The following is an 18,564-nucleotide window of genomic DNA, read 5'->3' as shown; positions in this document are numbered from 1 at the left end:
CGGCGCCCGGTGTCAGCCGGGACCGGCGTACACGTCCTCCACGTACCGGCCTTCCTCCATGAGCCGCTGGAGGCGGATCTCGCCGTCCTCGCCGGTGAAGCGGTGGCAGAGGTCGGCGAAGGCTGCGCGGACACCGGGGGCCATGCCCTCGCCGTCGCCGCAGACGTACACCCTGCCGCCGTTCTCCAGCAGTGTCCACACCTCCTCGGCCTCGGCGGCGATGCGGTGCTGGACGTACCGGTGGCCGTTCTCCGGGTGGAGGCTGAACGTGGGTCGCATCGACACCGCCCGCGCCGCGTCGGCGGCCTCCAGTTCCGCACGGTGCAGATAGTCCAGGTCGCGCCCCGCACACCCGAAGTAGCACAACGCGGGCTGTTCCGGCCGGAGCCGGGACCGGTCGGCGATGGCGCCCCGGAACGGGGCCAGCCCGGTGCCCGCGCACACCATGATCGCCGGGACGGTGTGGTCGACGCGGAACGTCTCGCGGCAGGGCACGACCCTGGCCAGCACGGTGTCGTCGGGCCGGAGCCGGTGCAGATGCCCGGAGCCGACGCCGCCGGGTGTCAGGGAGACCATCAGGTCCACGTGCCGGCGGCTGTTCCCCGGGGAGGAGGAGATCGAGTACGTACGGGGCCGCAGCGGCGGCAGCAGGTCCCGGGCGGCCGGCCAGGTGAGGCCGTCACGCAGGGCCGGGAAGCGTTCGACCAGGCCGGCGAGGGTGTGGACGTCCGGTTCCAGGGCGCGGATGCGTGACGCGTCCCGAGGGCACCGGGCCGCACCGGCCACGCGGGCCAGTTGCTCTGCGGTGAGCCGGCCGGCCGGCTCCCGGCCGGCCAGGTGGCCCGCCGGAATGCCGAGCACACGGGCGGTGGCCCGTACGGTGGCCGGGTCGTTCTCCGGCAGGACCGCGAGGTGGTCGGCGGTCCGGTAGTCCACGTCGGGCGGAAGCCGGAGCCGGACGAACCGTTTGGGCCGGCCGTGCTGCGCCAGGTCGCGGGTCTCGGTCACCGTCATCACCCGGAACTCCGGCGCCGGGGCCGTCTTCGCCCCGGACGGCGCGGGTGCCCCGGCGTCACCGGACATCTCGATCAGTACCCGCCGGTACCGCTCGGTGAAGTCCAGCAGCATCCCGGTCGGGTCGGCCGACTGGTCCACCTCGCCGCGCTCGGCCGTCCGCCGCCCGCCCAGTTCGCCCAGCCGCCGGTCGATCAGGGCGGGTACGTGCTGGTAGGTGGCGGCCCAGCCGCGGTCGCCGTTGCCCAGCACAGTGAAGGGGGGAACGCGGGCGCCGGGGGCCTTGGTGAGCCAGGCGACGAAGTCGGCGGCGTCAGCGGTGGGCCGTCCGTTGTAGGAGGCGGCGACGACGAGCAGGGGGTCGGTGCCCAGGTCCCCGGTCAGTTCGTTCAGCGTGACGTGCCGGGTCGTGATGCCCAGTTCCTCCGCCGCACCGGCGAGCCGGGCGGCGTACTCGGCGGTGGTGCCCAGGTCGGAACCGTGGGCGACCGTGAGCCGGGCGCCCCGGGCCGGCCGGCCGGCCGGGGCCGGGGGCCGGCCGGCAGCGGGCCGGCGTACGAGCACGGACAGCGCGGCTCCGTTGGCCGCCCGGTCGGCCGGGGTGCGGCGGACGAGGGTCAGCTCGAAGCCGTCCGGTTTGATGGTCATCGCCTGGCTGATGCGCAGCCGGTACCGCGGATCGGCCACCAGGCGGTAGCGGTGGACCACCATGCCCAGCACCATGACCGCCTCGTGGGTGGAGAACTGGCGGCCGACGCATGCCCGCTCGCCCGTGCCGAACGGCATGAAGGTGCCCGCGGGCCGGCCGGCCACGGCTCCGGAGGCGAACCGGTCCGGATCGAAGCACTCCACGTTGTCGCCCCACACCGGGTCCCGGTGCAGCATGGGGATGTTGACCAGGACGGCGTCCCCCGCCCGCAGCGGGTACCGGCCGGCCAGCGTGGTGTCGTGCCGGGCCTCCCGGGCGAAGGTGATCGCCGGTGGCCACAGACGCAGCGACTCGTTCAGGCACTGCCGGACGTAGCGCAGGGCGGCCACGTCCGCGTAGGCCGGCTGGGGGTCCGGCTCGTCGCCCCACAGCGCGTCGGTCTCGGCCTGCGCCAGATGCAGCGCCGCCGGGTTGCGGGCGAGTTGGTACAGCGCGAAGGTCAGCGCGGCGGACGTGGTCTCGTGACCGGCGATCAGCAGGGTGAGCAGTTGGTTGCGGATGCTCTCGTCCGGCAGCCGCAGGCCCTCGGGGGCGTTCAGCAGCAGACCCAGCGGGTCGGAGGCGGACGGGTCGCCGCCGGCCCGCCGGTCGGCGATGATCCGGTCGACGAGCCGGAACTGGAGGTCCCGTTCGGTTTCGAACCGCGCGGTGTCCCCGCTGTCCGGGTCGAAGATCTTGTGCTGCAGGTACCGCAGGGAACTCAGCATCGCCGTGGCGAAGGGATGCCGCTCGGCCCGGCTGAACGAGTCGAAGTCGTAACCGCACCCGGCCAGGCCGATGGCGTCCAGCGTCAGGCGGGTGGTGTCCGTGGGCACAGGTACGGGCCGGCCGTCGGCGGCGGCCCGGTCCCAGGACCGCAGCATGCGGGTGGCGGCGGTGAGCATGCTCGGGTGGTACGCGCGTACGGCGTTCATCGCGAAGGCGGGCGCCAGCAGTTCGCGGGCGGTCCTCCTGTTCGGCTCGTCGTTGTAGCCCGTGGCCATGCCGTCCCCGGCCAAGGGGCGGAAGTGTCCCAGCGCGAGGCTGACGTTCTTGACGAAACGGGTGCCGTCGCACAGCTCGTCCACGATCGCGTGGTCGCCGGTGCGCAGCAGGTAGCGGTGCGGGAACTTCTCCGCGTACAGCGGTGTCACGTCGCGGGACTGCCCGGCCCGTTCGAAGACGGTGGGGAAATGGCTGGTGAAGTCGACGACCGACAGATGGCCTTCCGGGTCGTCCAGCACGCTCGGTGCCCTGTGGGTGGAGGTCATGGCAGCTCACGCCTTCGTGAAGATCAGGGCGACGTTGTGGCCGCCGAAGCCCGCCGAGTTGCTGACCGCCGCTCCGATCCCGGTCCGGCGCGGCTCACGGGTCACCACGTCGAGCCGTACGGCGGGGTCGGGGTCGACCAGGTTGAGCGTGGGAGGCACGATGTCGTCCCGCACCGACAGCAGGGTGACCACGCCCTCGACGGCGCCGGCCGCGCCCATCAGGTGACCGAGGGAGGACTTGGGAGCGGTCAGGACCGGATGGTCGCCGATGACCCTGCGGATCGCCACCGTCTCGGTCACGTCACCGGCCGGGGTGGACGTGGCGTGGCAGTTCACGTGCCGCACGTCCGTCCGGGAGAGGCCGGCCACGCGCAGCGCGGCGGCGATGGCGCGGGACTGGCCGTGTCCCTCGGGGTCCACCGCGGTGATGTGGTGGCCGTCCGAGCTGGTGCCCACCCCGGCCAGCCGGCCGTGGATGCGGGCGTCGCGGGCGCGGGCGAAGTCCGCCCGCTCCAGCACCATGACTCCGGCGCCCTCGCCGAGCACGAAGCCGTCCCGGCTCACGTCGAACGGGCGTGAGGCCTTCTCGGGCTCGTCGTTGCGGGTGCTCATGGCGCGGGCCTGGGCGAAGCCGGCCATCGGCAAGGGGTGGATGCAGGCGTCGGCGCCGCCGGCGACGACCACGTCCGCCTCGCCCGCCCTGATCATCCTGAACGCCCAGGCCAGTGCCTCGGCACCGGAGGCGCAGGCGGAGACCGGGGCGTGCACACCCGCCCTGGCCCGCAGGTCCAGCCCGACGTAGGCGGCGGGGCCGTTGGGCATCAGTATCGGGATGGTGAGCGGGGAGACCCTGCGCGGGCCCGCCGTCCGCAGCAGGCGGTCCTGGTCCAGCCAGGTGGCGGCGCCGCCGATGCCGGTGCCGAGCACGACGCCGAGGCGCTCTCGGTCGACGCCGTCCTCCCCCAGGCCGGCGTCCGCCCAGGCCTGCCGGGCGGCGATCACCGCGACCTGTTCGCAGCGGTCCATGCGGCGTGCCTCGGTGCGCGGCAGCACCCCGGCCGGGTCGACGGCCAGGCGGGCGGCGATGCGCACGGGGAGGCCGTACCGCTCCACCCAGTCGTCCCGCATCCGGGACACGCCGCTGCGTCCGGCCAGGAGGGCGTCCCAGGTCGCTCGCACGTCGCCGCCCAGCGGGGTGGTCGCGCCCAGTCCGGTGATGACGATGTCGGTGCTCATTGCGCCTCCGCGCTCAGAACTGCTGCGGTCGGACGGTGCGTGCCGGGCCGGTCGGAGCCGCCGGCCGGCTCGGCCGCCCGGTGGTGGGTTCAGAACCGGATGCCGCCGTGCATGTGCACGACCGTGCCGTTGATGTGATCGGCGTCCGGGCCGACCAGGAAGGCCACCGTGCCCGCCACGTGCCGGACCGCGGCCTCCCCGAGCAGTTGGCGTTCCCGTCGCTCGTTCCGGACGGCCGGCGGCAGTTGTGCTCCGAGGCCGCCGTCCACCAGGCCGGGCGACAGGGCGACCGTGCGTACGCCGAACCTGGCGTACTCCTGGGAGACCGACCGGCTCAGGCCCTCGATGCCCGCCTTGCTCGCCGCGTAGCTGCTCTGTCCGGCGTTTCCCATGAGTGCCGCGGCGGACGACACGTAGACGAGGCGGCCGTACCGCTGGCGGGTCATCACTTTGAGGGCGTGTTTGGTGATGAGGAAGGCGCCGCCGAGGTTGACTCGGATCACTTCGTCCCAGTCCGCCTTGTCCATGGTCATGAGCAGCCGGTCCCGGCAGACGCCCGCGCTGTGCACGACCGCGTGGAGCCGGCCGAGCCGCTGGGCGGCCTCGACGATGTCCTGGGAGGTCCGTTCCACACCGATGTCCCCGGAGACGGTGACGATCCGGTCCGGGTAGCTGTCGAGCAGTTCCCCGGGCAGGGCCTGGGTCCGGTGTGTGTTGGCCACGACGCCGTACCCGGCTGCGAGCAGCCTGGTGGTGATGGCCAGTCCGATGCCGCGTCCGCCGCCCGTCACGGCGATGACCTGCCGGCTCACGGGGAGGGCCTGTCCTCGGGGAAGACCCGACGGACGAGCGGCTCCAGCAGTCCCACGTGCGCGCGGGTGACCGGCCTGGTGGGAAAGGCGAACCGCGGACCGCGCCGCGGTCCGTCCTCCACCAGCAGGTGGGGCAGCACCAGTGCGGGCAGCGTGGCGACCTGGTGCCGTGCCCAATCCGCGAAACGCAGGCCGCGGGTCCGGTGCTCCTCCGGCAGCCAGTCGAGCGGTGGCACCTCGATGTCGATCATGCCCGCTTGCAGGTCGGGGCGTACCGTGAGGCACTCTTCGGGAAGACCCTGCGCGAAGGACTCCGGGAGTTCCTCCGAGAAAAGGGTAGATGCGGCCCGGTCGCCGGAGAGCACGACCAGGGCTTGTTCCCCGGAGTCCATGGCCGCCCGCAGTGTCCGCCGCCGTTCCCGTGACGGCCACACTCCGACAAGGGTCCATCTGTCGGGGGCGGCGCGCTGCCACACCAATCGGCTGACCCCCTCGAACACCACCGTCACACCATTGACCACAAGCTCAGACATGCGTCCCCCACGTGTCCTCCGTCATTTCCCGGCACTGCCCTGTCGGAGGGAGAAGTCGGAGTGGAACTCGATCGCGGCGGCGCCGCAGGAGAATCCGAGGCCGAAAGCGAGCAGCATGACCTTGGTGCCGTTTTTGATCAGTCCCTTCTCCATCGCGATGGCGAGGTTGATCAGCAGACTCGCCGGCCCCATGTTTCCCAGTTCTTCCACCGGTGTCGGAACCATGCGCATGGGGATTTCCAGCTTGCGCATCAGAATCTCCAGCAGCTTGACGTTCGGCTGGTGCGCGATGACGAGGTCGAAGTCGTCGGGCCGCCAGGCGGCCCGGCGCAGAACGTCCTGGTACACCAGGGGAACGGCACGGAGGCCGATCCTGGTGAGACCCTGTCCGTCCATGGCGTAGAACCCGGCGTCGATGTGCACGCCGCGCGCGTCCCGGTGGAGCCGCCGGACGGGGATGACGCCGAGTCCGGCCCCCTGGGCGTCCGTGCGCCACGCCGTGCCCAGCAGGGTGAACCGCCGGGGGTCGTCCGCGGCCGCCGGCTCCAGGACGACGGCGCACGCTCCCGCCCCGAACAGGCCGACGGTGCCCGCGTCGGTGGGGTCGAGCACCCGCTCGTAGTCGAACGCGGCCGAGAGGACGACCCGGTCCGCCCGGCCCGTCTCGAACAGCGACGACGCCAGGTCCAGCACGGTCATCGGCTCGGAGCAGACACCGTCGACGCCCAGCACCCTGACGTCGGTCAGGCCGGTTCTCGCGGCGAGCGCGACGGCCGCCGGTGGCGCGAGGTTCACGAAGCCGTTCTCGATGTGGACGAGGACGGTCTCCTGGCCGAGCCGGTCCGCCTCCAGCCCGGCGCTCCGCAGCGCCTTGCCGAGCGCGTCCGCGGCGAGGGTGGACGCGTCCTCGCCCTCGGCGCACATGCGGCGTGCCCGGATGCCCGTGCGCTGGACCAGCCAGTCGCGGTCGAGTCCCAGCCGTACGGCGGCATCGGCGTTCAGTTCTTTTCCGCCGCCGACTTGATAACCGATTCCGCGCATCGCGATTTCCATGCCAGAGACCCCCGTCTCACTCATACCGGCATGCAGCAGGAAGACCTTGATCGAAGCCATTGCTGATCAGTGATTACCGACCGGCGATCAAAGGTCGAGCAAATGAATCATATCCACCATTCAGAGGACTGTCCATATCGCCTAAAATTAACGATAATAATACTTACGTCCGCCTTATAGGCAGCATTCCCCCGCCGATTGTGTAATGGGCGGCATGGCTGTTCCTAGCGGCCCAACGGGCAGGAAATCTTCCGTCAAGCGACTGCCGATTCCCGGTTCGGCGGGCACGATGCTTTTCCTCTGGCACCGCCCCTGGCTGAACCGGAGGCTCCGGGGCGACACGGTCCCGTTGAGAACGCGCAACCGCAACGGCCCCGGCCTGTCCTCGCGCGGCACTCTGATCGTCAACGGCCCCGACCACGTCAAGCAGGTGTTCGCCGGCTCCCCGGACACCTGGCACGCGGGCGAGTGCTACGAGATCATCACGCCGCTGGTGAGCGAGCTGTCCATGCTCGTGCAGGACCGCCAGGAGCACGCCCGTTCCCGCAAGCTGGTCACGCCCGCGTTCACCAGCGCCGCGCTGCGGAGCTACGAACCGATGATCGGCACGCTGGCCGAGGACGAGGTCCGGCAGTGGCCGACCGGCCGGACGTTCCGCGTGCAGGACCGCATGCAACGGGTGACGCTGGAGATCATCCTCCGCGTGGTGTTCGGGGTGACCGACCCGGCCAGGCTCACGCGGCTGCACGCCCTGGTGCCCGCGCTGACCGACGTCAGCCCCGTGGTGCTGATGGGCCTGCACCGGCGGAGCCTGCGCCCACTTCCGCCGTGGCGTACCTGGCTCGCCTCGCGGCGGGAGTTCGTCGCGGTACTGCGGGCGCAGATCGCCGAGCACCGGCAGGCCGGTCCGGGAGCGCGGTCCGATGTGCTGTCCCGGCTGCTGAAGGCCGAGGTGGACGGCGACCGGCTGTCCGATGACGAGCTGGTGGGCCAGCTGATGACCCTCGTGATGGCCGGCTACGAGACCACCGCCACCGCGATGACCTGGCTCGTGCACGACCTGGCGCGCATGCCGGACGTCCAGGACCGTGCCCGCCGTGCCGCCTCGGAGGGCGACACGGCCTACCTGGACGCGGTGGTGAAGGAGTGCATGCGCATCCATCCGGTCCTCGCCCTCGTGTCCCGGGGCCTGTCCGAGGAAGCGGAGATCGGCGGGGTGCGCGTGGCCGCGGGCGAGTCGGTGGCCGCATCCGTCTCGCTGGCCCACTTCAACCCGGCCCACTTCCCCGAACCGGACCGATTCCGGCCGGAGCGCTTCCTGGGTGACGCTCCGCCACCCGCCACCGCGTGGTTCCCGTTCGGCGGCGGGGTGCGGCGGTGCATCGGCGCCGCGTTCTCGCTGCTGGAGTCCAGGCTCCTGCTCCGGTGGATCCTGCTCACGTTCGAGCTGACCGCCCCCACCACCGGGCCGGAACGCGCCAAGGCGCGCACCGTGGTGACCGCGCCGCACCGTGGCGGTCGCGTCATCGCCACACCTCGTACGAGCTGACCGGACCGAGCCGTTCACCGGGTCGAGTGCCGGGGGGCCTTCGCGCGCGGCCCCCGGCCGCCACCGCGGGAGGACGCCTCGGCCGGCAGCGCGCCCCGCCTCCGCCCGGCCGGGTTGCACGGCGGGCCACCGCCCCGGCGCCGACCCGCCCCGGTGCCGACCCGCCCCGGAACCGGCCGCGCGGCCCGCCGGGCGCCCTCCCCCGGCACCACGCCGGCGGAGCCGGTCACGTCGGCCGAGTGCCGCAAACCCAAGAAACGGCAAAATGTCGTTAGCCTCCCGAAGCAACGGAATAGGTGCCTCAGCCAACGGAGTTGGGAATACACATACCTGGCTCCCGACCGCACACGGTCGCCCCCTGCCCCGGAGGACCTCACTCAATGACCCACACGACGACCGGCGAGCCCACCCGGAGCGCGCGCGGGACGACCGTCCCGGTGCTCGCCTTCGCGGGGATCGTCGTCGCGGTGATGCAGACCCTGCTCGTCCCGGTCATCAAGGACCTGCCCCGACTCCTGGACACCACGCCCGGCAACGCCACCTGGGTGCTCACCTCCACGCTGCTCTCCGGCGCCGTCGCCACCCCGATCATGGGCCGTCTCGGCGACCTCTACGGCAAGCGGCGCATGCTGGTCCTCAGCCTGGCCGTGATGGTGGCCGGCGCGCTGCTCAGCGCCTTCAGCGACGCGCTGGTCCCGATGATCGCCGGGCGTACCCTCCAGGGCTTCGCGATGGGCGCGATACCCCTCGGCATCGGCCTGATGCGGGACATGCTGCCGCGCGAGCGGCTCGGTTCGGCGATGGCGCTGATGAGTTCCTCGATCGGCGTCGGCGGCGGCCTCGCGCTGCCCGCCGCCGCGCTCGTCGCCCAGCACGCCGACTGGCACGCCCTGTTCTACGGCGCCGCCGGCCTCGGCGTCCTCGCCATCGCCCTGACCCTGCTCGTCGTACCGGAGTCCCCGCTGCGCGCGAGGGGCACCTTCGACCTGCCCGGCGCGCTCGGCCTCTCGGCCGGCCTGGTCCTCTTCCTGCTGCCCATCACCAAGGGCGGCGACTGGGGCTGGTCCTCGCCGCCGACCCTCGGCCTGTTCGCCGCCGCCGCCGTCGTCCTGCTGCTGTGGGGCCTGATGGAGCTGCGCGTCAAGGCGCCGCTGGTCGACCTGCGCACCACCGCCCGCCGCGAGGTGCTGCTGACCAACCTCGCCTCGATCATGGTCGGTGTCTCCTTCTACGTCGTCTCCCTGGTCCTGCCCCAGCTCCTCCAGCTCCCGTCCGCCACCGGCTACGGCCTCGGCCAGTCGATGGTCGTCGCCGGGCTCTGCGTGGCCCCGCTCGGACTGACCATGATGTTCACCGCCCCGGTGTACTCCCGGCTGTCGGCCCGCTACGGTCCCCGCACCACGCTCATCGTCGGCCTGCTGGTCATCGGGGTCGGCTACGGCGGCGGCCTCGGCCTGATGAGCGCCGCCTGGCAGACCGTCGTCACCTCGGTGCTGCTCGGCGCGGGCATCGGGCTCGCCTACTCCTCGCTGCCCGCCCTGATCATCGGCGCGGTGCCGGCCTCCGAGACGGGCGCGGCCAACGGCCTCAACACGCTGATGCGGTCCATCGGCACGTCCGTCTCCAGCGCCGTCATCGGCATGGTGCTGGCCGACACGGCCGACGACGCCGGCGGGGTCGCCGTCCCCACCATGCACGGCTTCCGGATCTCGTTCCTGATCGCGACCGGCGCGGTCGCCGTCGGACTGGTCCTCGCCTTCTTCCTGCCCCGGCGCCGCCCGTCGGCCACCACGCAACTGCGCGCGAGCAGCGAGGAGGACGCCAACCTGGCCCGCGCGGAAGGGGTGCTGCACGGTTTCCGCGGCCGGGTGCTGGCCGCCGACGGCACGCCGGTCGCCCGTGCCAAGGTCACGGTGATCGACCGGCACGGCCGGCAGGCGGGCGCGGCCCTCTCCGCGGCGGACGGCGGCTACGCGGTCCCGGTGCCGGGCGCCGGGCCGTACGTGCTGGCCGCCCGCGCCGCCGGGCACGGCCCGCTGGCCCACTCGGCGACCCACGCCGGGGACGGCCGCCCGGTCGACCTGGACCTCTCCCTGCCGGGCGAGACCGTCCCCGCGTGACCACCCGGGAGCCGGCCCGCCCCGGTCGACCGGGCGCGGCCGGGCGGCAGGCCCGGGCGTTGGACGACGGCGGTGTCAGCCGGGGCTGAATCCGGGGTAGTAGGCCGCGGCGGCGGTCGCGGTCTCGAAGTTCCGTGGGAAGAGCGCGGCCTCGTAGGCGCGGATGGCCGCGTCGACGTCCTCGGGCTGTCCGGCGATGGCGTTGCCGAGCTGGGCTGCGTCGAAGAGCGCCCAGTTCGCCCCTTCGCCGTCCGGCGGTGCCAGGTGCGCGGCGTCTCCGATGAGCGTGACACCGGGTACGTGTTCCCAGCGGTGCCCGATCGGCAGCCCGTACAGGGGGCGGAAGACCGGCGGGATGTCGCTGTCCGCGACCAGGGCGACGAGCTCCGGCGCCCACCCTTCGAACATCGCCGCGACGGTACGGGCGGCGGCGGGGCCGTCGGTGAAGTCGATGCCGTCGAACCAGTCGAGCGGCTGGTCGAACATGGCGTAGGAGTGCAGGGTGTCCGCGCGCTCGCGCTGCACGCCGAGACCGATGCGGGTGGTTTCGTCGTAGGCGGTCATCGACCCCCCGCCGACCAGCGCCAGGGTGGCGGGGTGGCGGGTGTCGCTCTCGTACAGGTACGTCTCGACCATCGAGCGTCCGGCGTAGGCGGGTGTGGCACCGGAGAGCAGCGGCCGGACCTTCGACCAGGCACCGTCGGCACCGACGAGGATGTCGGTGGCTATCGTCGGTCCGTTGGCGAAGGTCACCGCGTGACGGCCGTCGGCGAGGGTCCGCACGCTCCGGGTCCTGTGGCCCCAGACGACCGTGCCGGAGGGCAGGGACTCCAGCAGCAGCTGACGCAGTTCGCCGCGCTGCACCTCGGGGCGGCCCCCGGCGGGGTCGTCCGGCCGGTCCGCCAGGATGCTGCCGTCGGGTGCCACGTCGCGGGACGCCTGGCGGCCTTCGAGGACGAGGGAGCGGAAGCCGTCCATCAGACCGGTGGCACGGATTCCGTGCTGTCCGTTGTAGTCATGGATGTCGAGCATGCCGCCTTGGCCCCGGGCCTGGGCGGACGCCTCCGCCTCGTACACCGTGGACGGGATTCCGTGCACCGCCAGGATTCGTGCCAGTGTCAGACCCGCGAGACCGGCACCGATGATCGTGATCTGGGTCATACCTGATTCCTTACTGCTGCTGGAGGAGCCGACGGTCCTGCCCGCAGGGCTCCCGGGCGGAGTGGCGGAGCCGGGTCAGGGGGAGCCGGGTGGCTCGATCCGGGCGGCGAGCCGTTCGAGGAGTTCATGGAGCCGGGCCTGCTCCGCGGCGCCCAGCGGCGCGAGGATCGACTCCTCGACACGGTCCATGGCCTCTTCGAACCCCTGGATCAGTTCGGAGCCCGCCGGAGTGACATGCACGCGACGGCTGCGCGTGTCGTCCTCCTGCGTCCGGCGCTCCACGAGTCCGCGCCGTTCCAGTCCGGCCAGGAGCCGCGAGACGCTCGGCGCACTGGTGCGCATGGTCCGCGCGACGTCACGCTGAATCGCGTCCGGGTTCTTCGACAGGTACGCCAGCACGGCGCTCTGCTCGTGCGTGAGGCCGCGTTCCCGTATCCAGTCGTCAGCGATGCGCCGCTGTCCCCATACGACCCACCGCATCAGCTCCAGCGTGCTCTCACGCTTCGCTCCACCCATAGTTAGCACGCTAACTGTTGTCGCGCTAACAATCAAGCCTCGGCGGGTTTCGCACGCACCCCCGCCCCCCGGTGCGGCAGCATGGTGCGCCGTCAGCCCCGTACGACCGGTACGGCCCGTACGACCGAGAGGACCGCCCCCATGCCCGCGGCACCCCCGCCCGAGATCCTGGCCGCGTTCGAGGCGGCGAAGGGGTTCATGCCCGCCGACGAGGGGCTGGCGCTGTACGCGGCGGCCGTGGACGCGGCCCGGCTGGGGCTGCCGCTGCTGGAGGTCGGCACCTACTGCGGGCGCTCCACGCTGCTGCTCGCCGACGCGGCCCGCGCGGCCGGGGTCACCGCCGTCACCGTCGACCACCACCGCGGCAGCGAGGAGCAGCAGCCGGGCTGGGAGTACCACGACCCGGCGACGGTCGACCCGGAGCTGGGCGTGATGGACACCCTGCCCGCCTTCCGCCGCACCCTGTACCGCGCCGGCCTGGAGGAGCACGTCGTCGCCCTGGTCGGGCGCTCCCCGCAGATCGCCGCGCTCTGGCGGGCGCCGCTCGGCCTGGTCTTCGTGGACGGCGGCCATACGGACGAACACGCGGGCGCCGACTACGAGGGCTGGGCGCCCCGGGTGGCCGAGGGCGGACTGCTCGTCCTGCACGACGTCTTCCCCGACCCGGTGGACGAGTTCACCGGCCAGGCCCCGTACCGGGTCTACCTCAGGGCACTGGAGTCCGGCGCGTTCACCGAGGTCTCGGCGACCGGCTCGCTGCGGGTGCTGCGGCGTGCGGAGGCGGGCGGCACGGGGCGCGGTTAGAGTCGCGGACGTGTCGTACACAGCACCGGAGTCCGAACCGCCCCAGCCCCGTCCGTCCCGTTCCCCGCTGCGCCGCCCGCTGACCGTGGCGCTGGCCGCGCTGGTGCCGGGCGCGCTGCTCGGCTGGGGGGTGTACGCGGCGGTCGGCGACGACGGGGGCGGCGGCCGGGCGGACCGGGCGTCCACCGCGAGCGCGTCCTCGGCGCCGGCGGCCGGACGCGGGGCCGCGGCGCCGGACGAGGACGCGAAGGACGCGGCGCCGCTGAAGGGCAAGGTCGTCGTCATCGACCCGGGCCACAACCCGGAGAACTTCCGGCACCCGGACGAGATCAACCGCCAGGTCGACATCGGGACCCACCACAAGGAGTGCGACACCACCGGCACCGCCACCGACGCCGGTTACCCGGAGGCCGACTTCACCCTGGACGTCGCCCACCGGCTGCGCGACCTGCTGGCCGAGCGGGGCGCCACGGTGAAGCTGACGCAGGACGGGGACCGGGCGTACGGACCCTGTGTGGACGAGCGGGCCCGGATCGGCAACCAGGCGCACGCGGACGCGGCGGTCTCGATCCACGCCGACGGCTCGGCGGCCGGGAACCGCGGCTTCCACGTGATCCTGCCGGGCGCCGTGCACCGGGGCGCCGCCGACACCCGCGCCATCGTCGCCCCCTCCGCCCGTCTCGGCGCGCGGATCGCGGACCGCTTCGCCGAGCGGACGGGCAGCGCGCCCGCCAACTACCTCGGGGACGGCACCGGCCTGGTGACCCGCACCGACCTCGGCGGCCTCAACCTGTCGACGGTGCCCAAGGTCTTCCTGGAGTGCGGCAACATGCGCGACGCCGCGGACGAGGCGCTGCTGACCAGTGGTGCCTGGCGGCAGAAGGCGGCCCAGGGGATCTCTGAGGGAATCGTGAGTTTCCTGCGCGGGTAGCGATCGGTGCCCCCATCCCGGCGGACAGCCCCGAGGTGCGGAGGATAGTGTCGTCCGATGACGACGAGACGACGACCTGCGAAGGACCTGAAGTGAATATCCGCTCCCTCACTCGAGGCGACGGCGTGGTGATCGTGGCAGCGGTGGTGCTGTTGATCGCGTCGTTCCTCGACATCTACTCGATCGAAGGCGCCTCGGACAGCGCCGACATCCCCAGCCTGTGGGGCAGCGGGCCGATCGTGCTCGGGGTCGTCCTGGCGGGGATCATCGGCGCCGCGCTCGTCGTCGTGGCCCACGCGCTGCCGCAGCCGCGCAAGGTCGCCGGTCTCGACCTCGGCCAGTTCGGCGCCGCCTTCACGGTCTTCGCCGCGTGGTGCGCGCTCGGCAACGTCTTCGATCCGGCCGGCGCCTTCGACAACAACGGCGGCGGGAGCGGCATCGGCGCGGGCACGGGTCTGATCCTCGCCCTGATCGCCACGGTCGTCATGGCCGCCGCGGCCGTCGCCACCCCGCTGGTGCCGGCGCTCAAGGGCGCCCTCCTCCCGGCTCCCCGCCCGGCCCAGCCGCAGCCGTACGGCGGTCAGCCGCAGGGCGGTTACGGCTACCCGGGCGCGCAGCAGCCGTCGTACGGCGGTCAGCCGCAGGGCGGCTACGGGTACCCGGGCCAGCCGCAGGCCCAGCAGCAGCCGCAGCAGCAGGCCCAGCCCCAGCAGGCGCACGCCGCGCAGGGCCAGGCGCAGCCGCCGGCCGGGGACTTCGCCCCGTTCTGGTTCGCGGTGCCGGTGCCGCGTCCGCTGTTCGCGGAGGACGGTTCGCCCACGCCGGTCGCGGAGCTGGCGCCGGGCACCTGGTACCTGGCGGTCGAGCAGCGCGGTGCGGCGCTGGTCGCCCAGACGCAGGACGGCCGCCGCGGCGTGCTCCAGGACACCTCGGGCATCCAGCGCGGCTGAGCGCCGCCCGGCCCGTCCCGACGGCCCCCCGCCTCCGGGTGGGGGGCCGTCGTCGTCCGCTCAACTGCCGTCCGCCGTAAGGGACTCGGGTTTCAAACAGGCGTACGGGGCCAGACGGAAGGCATGTCTCGCACTCGTGGTTCCAACTCCGCCGGGACGGCCGTCGCGGTGATCGCGGACATCATGGCCGTCATCCTCGGACTGTGGATTCTGATGTACCTGCTGGACGCGAACCGGGCCAACGACCTGGTGCAGTTCGTCCATGACGCGGCCGCCTGGCTGGCCGGCTGGTCGCGTGACCTGTTCACCTTCGACGAGGCGTGGGCGCGGGTGGTGGCCGGGTACGGCCTCGCCGCCGTCGTCTACCTCTTCGTCGGCCACGCCATCGCCAACCGCCTGCACCGGCACTAGAGGGCCTGTCGTTCGGATCACGCCGCAGACGCGGGGCTCACCGGCGCGGGGAAGGCACAGCCGATTCCCCGCGACCTGATCAAAACGACAGGCACTGGACCGCGCCGTTCCCCCGCCGCACACCGACCGGTCGCGTGACCAGGGGGCCCGGGGGCCGGGGCATCCCCGGCGGCTGTCATCACCCTCGGCCGCCGGCGCCGGTGGCCGCCGGTCAGGCGCAGCAGCCGGTGGCCGGCTCCAGGCCGCGGGGCAGGTGGTCGCCGCCGAAGACCCGGCAGGTGGCCTCGTGGCCGCCGAGGGCGGCGACGGCGAGGAGCAGGGAGCCGGCCGTCCAGGTGGTCAGCTCCCTGGGCCAGATCGCGTCGTCCTCGAAGACGTACCCGGTCCAGTAGAGGCCGCTGCCGGCGTCCCGCAGGTGCTGGATGGACTGCAGGACGGTCAGGGCGCGGTCGGACTCGCCGATCGCCCAGAGGGCGAGGGCGAGTTCGGCCGACTCGCCACCGGTGACCCACGGGTTCGGCACGACGCAGCGCACGCCGAGGCCGGGGACGACGAACCGGTCCCAGCCGGCCTCGATGCGGGCCTTGGCCTCCGGGCCGCTCAGCGCGGTGCCGAGGACGGGGTAGTACCAGTCCATGGAGTAGCGGTCCTTGTCGAGGAACCGCTCGGGGTGGCGGCGGATCGCGTGCCGGAGCGCACCGGCAGCCAGTTCCCAGTCGGGCTGCGGCTCCTCGCGCAGCTCGGCCACGGCGAGCGCGCAGCGCAGCGCGTGATGGACGGAGCAACTGCCGGTCAGCAGCGCGTCGGTGGCGTCCGTACCGTCGTCGTCGCGGCGCCAGCCGATCTGCCCGCCGGGCCGCTGGAGCCGCAGCACGAACTCGACGGCGGCGTGGACGACCGGCCACATGCGGTCCAGGAAGGCGTCGTCGCCGGTGGAGAGGTAGTGGTGCCAGACGCCGACGGCGACGTAGGCGACGAAGTTGGTCTCCCGGCCCCGGTCGGTGACGTCGGCGGCGTCGCCGTCGGCGTACGCGGCGTACCAGGAGCCGTCGCCGTTCTGGTGCCGGGCGAGCCAGGCGTAGGCGCGGGCGGCGGCTTCGTGTTCGCCGGCCGCGTCGAGGGCCATCGCCGCCTCGGTGTGGTCCCAGGGGTCGAGGTGGTGGCCGCGGAACCAGGGGATCGCGCCGTCCTCGCGCTGGACGGCGAGGATGCCGCGGACGGTCGCGGCGGCCTCGTCGGCGGTGAGGACCCCGGGCAGGATCAGGTGTTCCGTCCGGGGCGTGGTCACGCGGCGCCCACCGGCGGCAGGTGCGGCTTGGTCGCGTACGCCACGAAGCTCTTGCCGATCAGCGGGTTCAGCGCCTGCTCGGCGACCCGGGTCGCCAGGGGCTTCTTCATGATGTCCCAGACCAGCAGCTTGTGGTACGCCTTCACCGGCAGCGCCTCGTCGTTGTCGACGCCGAACGCGCACTTGAGCCACCAGTACGGCGAGTGCAGCGCGTGCGCGTGGTGGGTGCCGTACGGCCTGAGGCCGGCCTCGCGGATCCTGGCGAGGAGTTCGTCCGCCTTGTAGATGCGGATGTGGCCGCCCTCGACCTCGTGGTAGGCGTCGGAGAGGGTCCAGCAGACCTTCTCGGGTCCGTAGCGCGGCACGGTGATCGCTATCCGGCCGCCGGGCTTGAGTACCCGGACCATCTCGGCGAGCACGCCCTTGTCGTCGGGGATGTGCTCCATCACCTCGGAGATGATGACGACGTCGAAGGACTCGTCGGGGAAGGGCAGGGCCAGCGCGTCGCCCTCCATGGCGGTGGCGGTGGCGCCCTCGGGGGCCTCCCCGGCCTCCTTCATAGCGGCGAACCACTTGGCGACCTCGCGGATCTCGTCGCCGTTCTGGTCCAGGGCGACGACCCGCGCGCCGCGCCGGTAGCACTCGAAGGCGTGCCGGCCGGCGCCGCAGCCGAGGTCCAGGACGCGGTCGCCCGGGGCGAGCGGGAACCGGGAGAAGTCGACGGTCAGCACGTGGTCCTGCTTTCGTGTTCTTCCGGGGCCGCCGGGCGGCCGGGGGTGCCGGGGGTCGGGAGCGCCGGGCGGCGGACGGTACCGGCGGCGGGGGCCGCGGCGATGGCCTCGCGGTACCGGGCCACCGTGCCCTGGGCGGCGCGCGCCCAGGTGAAGCGGTCGAGGACGCGGCGGCGGCCGGCCGCGCCGAGCCGGGCGCGCAGGTCCGGGTCGCCCAGCAGCCGGCCGAGTCCGGCGGCCAGCGCGCCCGCGTCGCCGGGCCGTACCGCGAGGCAGGTCTCGCCGTCGGGGCCGGCGACCTCGGGGATGGCCCCGCCGGTCGTGGCGAGCAGCGGCGTGCCGGTGGCCATCGCCTCGGCGGCGGGCAGCGAGAACCCCTCGTAGAGCGAGGGCACGCAGGCGACCTCGGCCGAGCGGACCAGGTCGACGAGTTCGGCGTCGGAGATGCCCTTGACGAACTCGACGGCGCCGGCGAGGCCGTAGCGCTCCATGGCCTGGGCGACGGGGCCCTCGGCGGGGCGCTTGCCGACGACGACGAGGTGGGCGTCCGGGTGCTCGGTGCGGGTCTTGGCGAGCGCCTCGATGAGGAAGACCAGGCCCTTGAGCGGGACGTCCGCGCTGGAGGTGGTGACGATCCGGCCGGGCACCTTGGGGACCGAGGGATCGGGCGAGAACAGGTCGGTGTCGGCGCCGATGTGCACGACGTGCACGCGGTCGGGGCGGACGCCGAGGTGGTCGACGATCTCCTGCCGGGAGGTGCCGGAGACGGTGAGCACGGAGGGCAGGCGGCGGGCGACGCGCTTCTGCATGCGGGTGAAGGCGTACCAGCGGCGCACGGAGTACCGCCGCTGCCAGGTCTCGGCGGCGTCCAGCTCCAGCCGCCGGTCCACCGTGATGGGGTGGTGGACGGTGGTGACGAGCGGGGCGCCGAGGTCGCCCAGCAGGCCGTAGCCGAGGGTCTGGTTGTCGTGGACGACGTCGAAGTCGCCGCGGCGGGCGCGCAGATGGCGGCGGGCGCGCAGCGAGAACGTCAGCGGTTCGGGGAAACCGCCGGTCCACATGGTGGCGACCTCCAGGGCGTCCACCCAGTCCCGGTACTCGTCGCGCTTCGGGGTGCGGAAGGGGTCGGGCTGGCGGTAGAGGTCGAGGCTGGGCAGCTCGGTGAGGCGGAGGTCCGGCAGGCCCGGGTCGAGCACGGGGTACGGCTGGGCGCCGATGACCTCGACGCGGTGGCCGAGGCGGGCCAGTTCGCGGGAGAGGTGGCGGACGTAGACGCCCTGGCCGCCGCAGAACGGGTTGCCCTTGTAGGTGAGGAGTGCGATGCGCAGGGGGCGTTCGTCCGTGCCGGCGCCGGCGGGCCGATCCTGGCGGGGTTCCGTCCGACGGGCCTCAGCGGTCACTCCGGTCCCCTTCTGCCTGCCTGGTCCCGCGAGACTACGCCGGACGCTAATCTAGAACAAGTTTCAGTCTTGATCGTTCAGAGGCTTCGAATCTAC

General features: G+C 73.0%; 16 protein-coding genes. 6 read left to right on the top strand and 10 right to left on the bottom strand.

The window, feature by feature from the left end:
* Positions 1-12: 12 nt before the first annotated feature.
* From Sdagh_RS31125 to Sdagh_RS31105, 5 genes are all read right to left on the bottom strand, one after another.
* Positions 13-2,973, bottom strand: coding sequence for a cytochrome P450 (locus Sdagh_RS31125; protein ID WP_190077649.1), 2,961 nt, complete (start codon positions 2,971-2,973; stop codon positions 13-15).
* A 6-nt stretch (positions 2,974-2,979) separates the two neighbouring features.
* Positions 2,980-4,209: a beta-ketoacyl-[acyl-carrier-protein] synthase family protein gene (locus Sdagh_RS31120; RefSeq protein ID WP_189413213.1), complete on the bottom strand. Its 1,230-nt coding sequence runs from the start codon at positions 4,207-4,209 to the stop codon at positions 2,980-2,982.
* 89 nt (positions 4,210-4,298) lie between these two features.
* Positions 4,299-5,021, bottom strand: coding sequence for an SDR family NAD(P)-dependent oxidoreductase (locus Sdagh_RS31115; RefSeq protein ID WP_189413211.1), 723 nt, complete (start codon positions 5,019-5,021; stop codon positions 4,299-4,301).
* Positions 5,018-5,413, bottom strand: a complete 396-nt coding sequence (locus Sdagh_RS31110; protein WP_226535992.1) for a hypothetical protein — start codon at positions 5,411-5,413, stop codon at positions 5,018-5,020. The genes Sdagh_RS31115 and Sdagh_RS31110 overlap by 4 nt, the downstream gene beginning before the upstream one ends.
* 162 nt (positions 5,414-5,575) lie before the next feature.
* Complete coding sequence (locus tag Sdagh_RS31105) at positions 5,576-6,595, bottom strand: 3-oxoacyl-ACP synthase III family protein (protein WP_189413199.1); 1,020 nt, start codon at positions 6,593-6,595, stop codon at positions 5,576-5,578.
* Between the two features lie 361 nt (positions 6,596-6,956).
* On the opposite strand from Sdagh_RS31105, the gene Sdagh_RS31100 reads away from it, so the two are divergent.
* Both Sdagh_RS31100 and Sdagh_RS31095 read left to right on the top strand, forming a co-directional pair.
* On the top strand, positions 6,957-8,156 hold the full coding sequence (locus Sdagh_RS31100; RefSeq protein ID WP_190077647.1) for a cytochrome P450: 1,200 nt from the start codon (positions 6,957-6,959) through the stop codon (positions 8,154-8,156).
* Between the two features lie 380 nt (positions 8,157-8,536).
* Entirely contained in the window at positions 8,537-10,276 is a 1,740-nt protein-coding gene (locus tag Sdagh_RS31095; RefSeq protein ID WP_190077646.1) for an MFS transporter, read from the top strand.
* 75 nt (positions 10,277-10,351) lie between these two features.
* Here the strand turns inward: Sdagh_RS31095 and Sdagh_RS31090 are convergent, their stop codons facing one another.
* Positions 10,352-11,437, bottom strand: a complete 1,086-nt coding sequence (locus tag Sdagh_RS31090) for an FAD-dependent oxidoreductase (RefSeq protein WP_190077645.1) — start codon at positions 11,435-11,437, stop codon at positions 10,352-10,354.
* 75 nt (positions 11,438-11,512) lie between these two features.
* Positions 11,513-11,953: a MarR family winged helix-turn-helix transcriptional regulator gene (locus tag Sdagh_RS31085; RefSeq protein WP_189413191.1), complete on the bottom strand. Its 441-nt coding sequence runs from the start codon at positions 11,951-11,953 to the stop codon at positions 11,513-11,515.
* A 141-nt stretch (positions 11,954-12,094) separates the two neighbouring features.
* Here Sdagh_RS31085 and Sdagh_RS31080 point away from each other — a divergent pair, with 141 nt between their 5' ends.
* From Sdagh_RS31080 to Sdagh_RS31065, 4 genes are all read left to right on the top strand, one after another.
* Positions 12,095-12,757 (top strand): class I SAM-dependent methyltransferase, encoded by a 663-nt coding sequence (locus Sdagh_RS31080; RefSeq protein WP_189413189.1) that lies wholly within the window; start codon positions 12,095-12,097, stop codon positions 12,755-12,757.
* A gap of 10 nt (positions 12,758-12,767) precedes the next feature.
* Positions 12,768-13,688, top strand: coding sequence for an N-acetylmuramoyl-L-alanine amidase (locus tag Sdagh_RS31075; protein ID WP_190077644.1), 921 nt, complete (start codon positions 12,768-12,770; stop codon positions 13,686-13,688).
* A 92-nt stretch (positions 13,689-13,780) separates the two neighbouring features.
* Positions 13,781-14,638, top strand: a complete 858-nt coding sequence (locus tag Sdagh_RS31070; RefSeq protein ID WP_189413184.1) for a DUF5336 domain-containing protein — start codon at positions 13,781-13,783, stop codon at positions 14,636-14,638.
* 123 nt (positions 14,639-14,761) lie between these two features.
* On the top strand, positions 14,762-15,049 hold the full coding sequence (locus tag Sdagh_RS31065; RefSeq protein ID WP_189413182.1) for a hypothetical protein: 288 nt from the start codon (positions 14,762-14,764) through the stop codon (positions 15,047-15,049).
* Between the two features lie 211 nt (positions 15,050-15,260).
* Here Sdagh_RS31065 and Sdagh_RS31060 read toward each other — a convergent pair whose 3' ends face one another.
* The 3 genes from Sdagh_RS31060 to Sdagh_RS31050 are packed head-to-tail and all read right to left on the bottom strand — an operon-like array spanning position 15,261 to position 18,468.
* Positions 15,261-16,337: a prenyltransferase gene (locus tag Sdagh_RS31060; RefSeq protein WP_189413179.1), complete on the bottom strand. Its 1,077-nt coding sequence runs from the start codon at positions 16,335-16,337 to the stop codon at positions 15,261-15,263.
* Positions 16,334-17,068 (bottom strand): class I SAM-dependent methyltransferase, encoded by a 735-nt coding sequence (locus tag Sdagh_RS31055; RefSeq protein ID WP_189413177.1) that lies wholly within the window; start codon positions 17,066-17,068, stop codon positions 16,334-16,336. Before Sdagh_RS31055 ends, Sdagh_RS31060 begins: the two co-directional genes overlap by 4 nt.
* Positions 17,062-18,468 carry a glycosyltransferase family 4 protein gene (locus Sdagh_RS31050; protein ID WP_189413175.1) on the bottom strand — a complete coding sequence of 469 codons (1,407 nt, stop codon included), beginning with the start codon at positions 18,466-18,468 and terminating at the stop codon, positions 17,062-17,064. Before Sdagh_RS31050 ends, Sdagh_RS31055 begins: the two co-directional genes overlap by 7 nt.
* Positions 18,469-18,564: the final 96 nt, after the last annotated feature.

Origin of the sequence: Streptomyces daghestanicus, assembly GCF_020521275.1 — a bacterium.
GTDB lineage: Bacteria > Actinomycetota > Actinomycetes > Streptomycetales > Streptomycetaceae > Streptomyces > Streptomyces griseoviridis.
The sequence above is the reverse complement of the archived record's forward strand: the minus strand, read 5'-3'. Positions and strand labels throughout refer to the sequence as shown.

Coding starts and splice junctions, on each gene's coding strand:
- Sdagh_RS31125 (WP_190077649.1), bottom strand. CDS start 2,973: ATGACCTCCACCCACAGGGCACCGAGCGTGCTGGACGACCCGGAAGGC.
- Sdagh_RS31120 (WP_189413213.1), bottom strand. CDS start 4,209: ATGAGCACCGACATCGTCATCACCGGACTGGGCGCGACCACCCCGCTG.
- Sdagh_RS31105 (WP_189413199.1), bottom strand. CDS start 6,595: ATGCGCGGAATCGGTTATCAAGTCGGCGGCGGAAAAGAACTGAACGCC.
- Sdagh_RS31090 (WP_190077645.1), bottom strand. CDS start 11,437: ATGACCCAGATCACGATCATCGGTGCCGGTCTCGCGGGTCTGACACTG.
- Sdagh_RS31095 (WP_190077646.1), top strand. CDS start 8,537: ATGACCCACACGACGACCGGCGAGCCCACCCGGAGCGCGCGCGGGACG.
- Sdagh_RS31080 (WP_189413189.1), top strand. CDS start 12,095: ATGCCCGCGGCACCCCCGCCCGAGATCCTGGCCGCGTTCGAGGCGGCG.
- Sdagh_RS31065 (WP_189413182.1), top strand. CDS start 14,762: ATGTCTCGCACTCGTGGTTCCAACTCCGCCGGGACGGCCGTCGCGGTG.
- Sdagh_RS31085 (WP_189413191.1), bottom strand. CDS start 11,953: ATGGGTGGAGCGAAGCGTGAGAGCACGCTGGAGCTGATGCGGTGGGTC.
- Sdagh_RS31110 (WP_226535992.1), bottom strand. CDS start 5,413: ATGGACTCCGGGGAACAAGCCCTGGTCGTGCTCTCCGGCGACCGGGCC.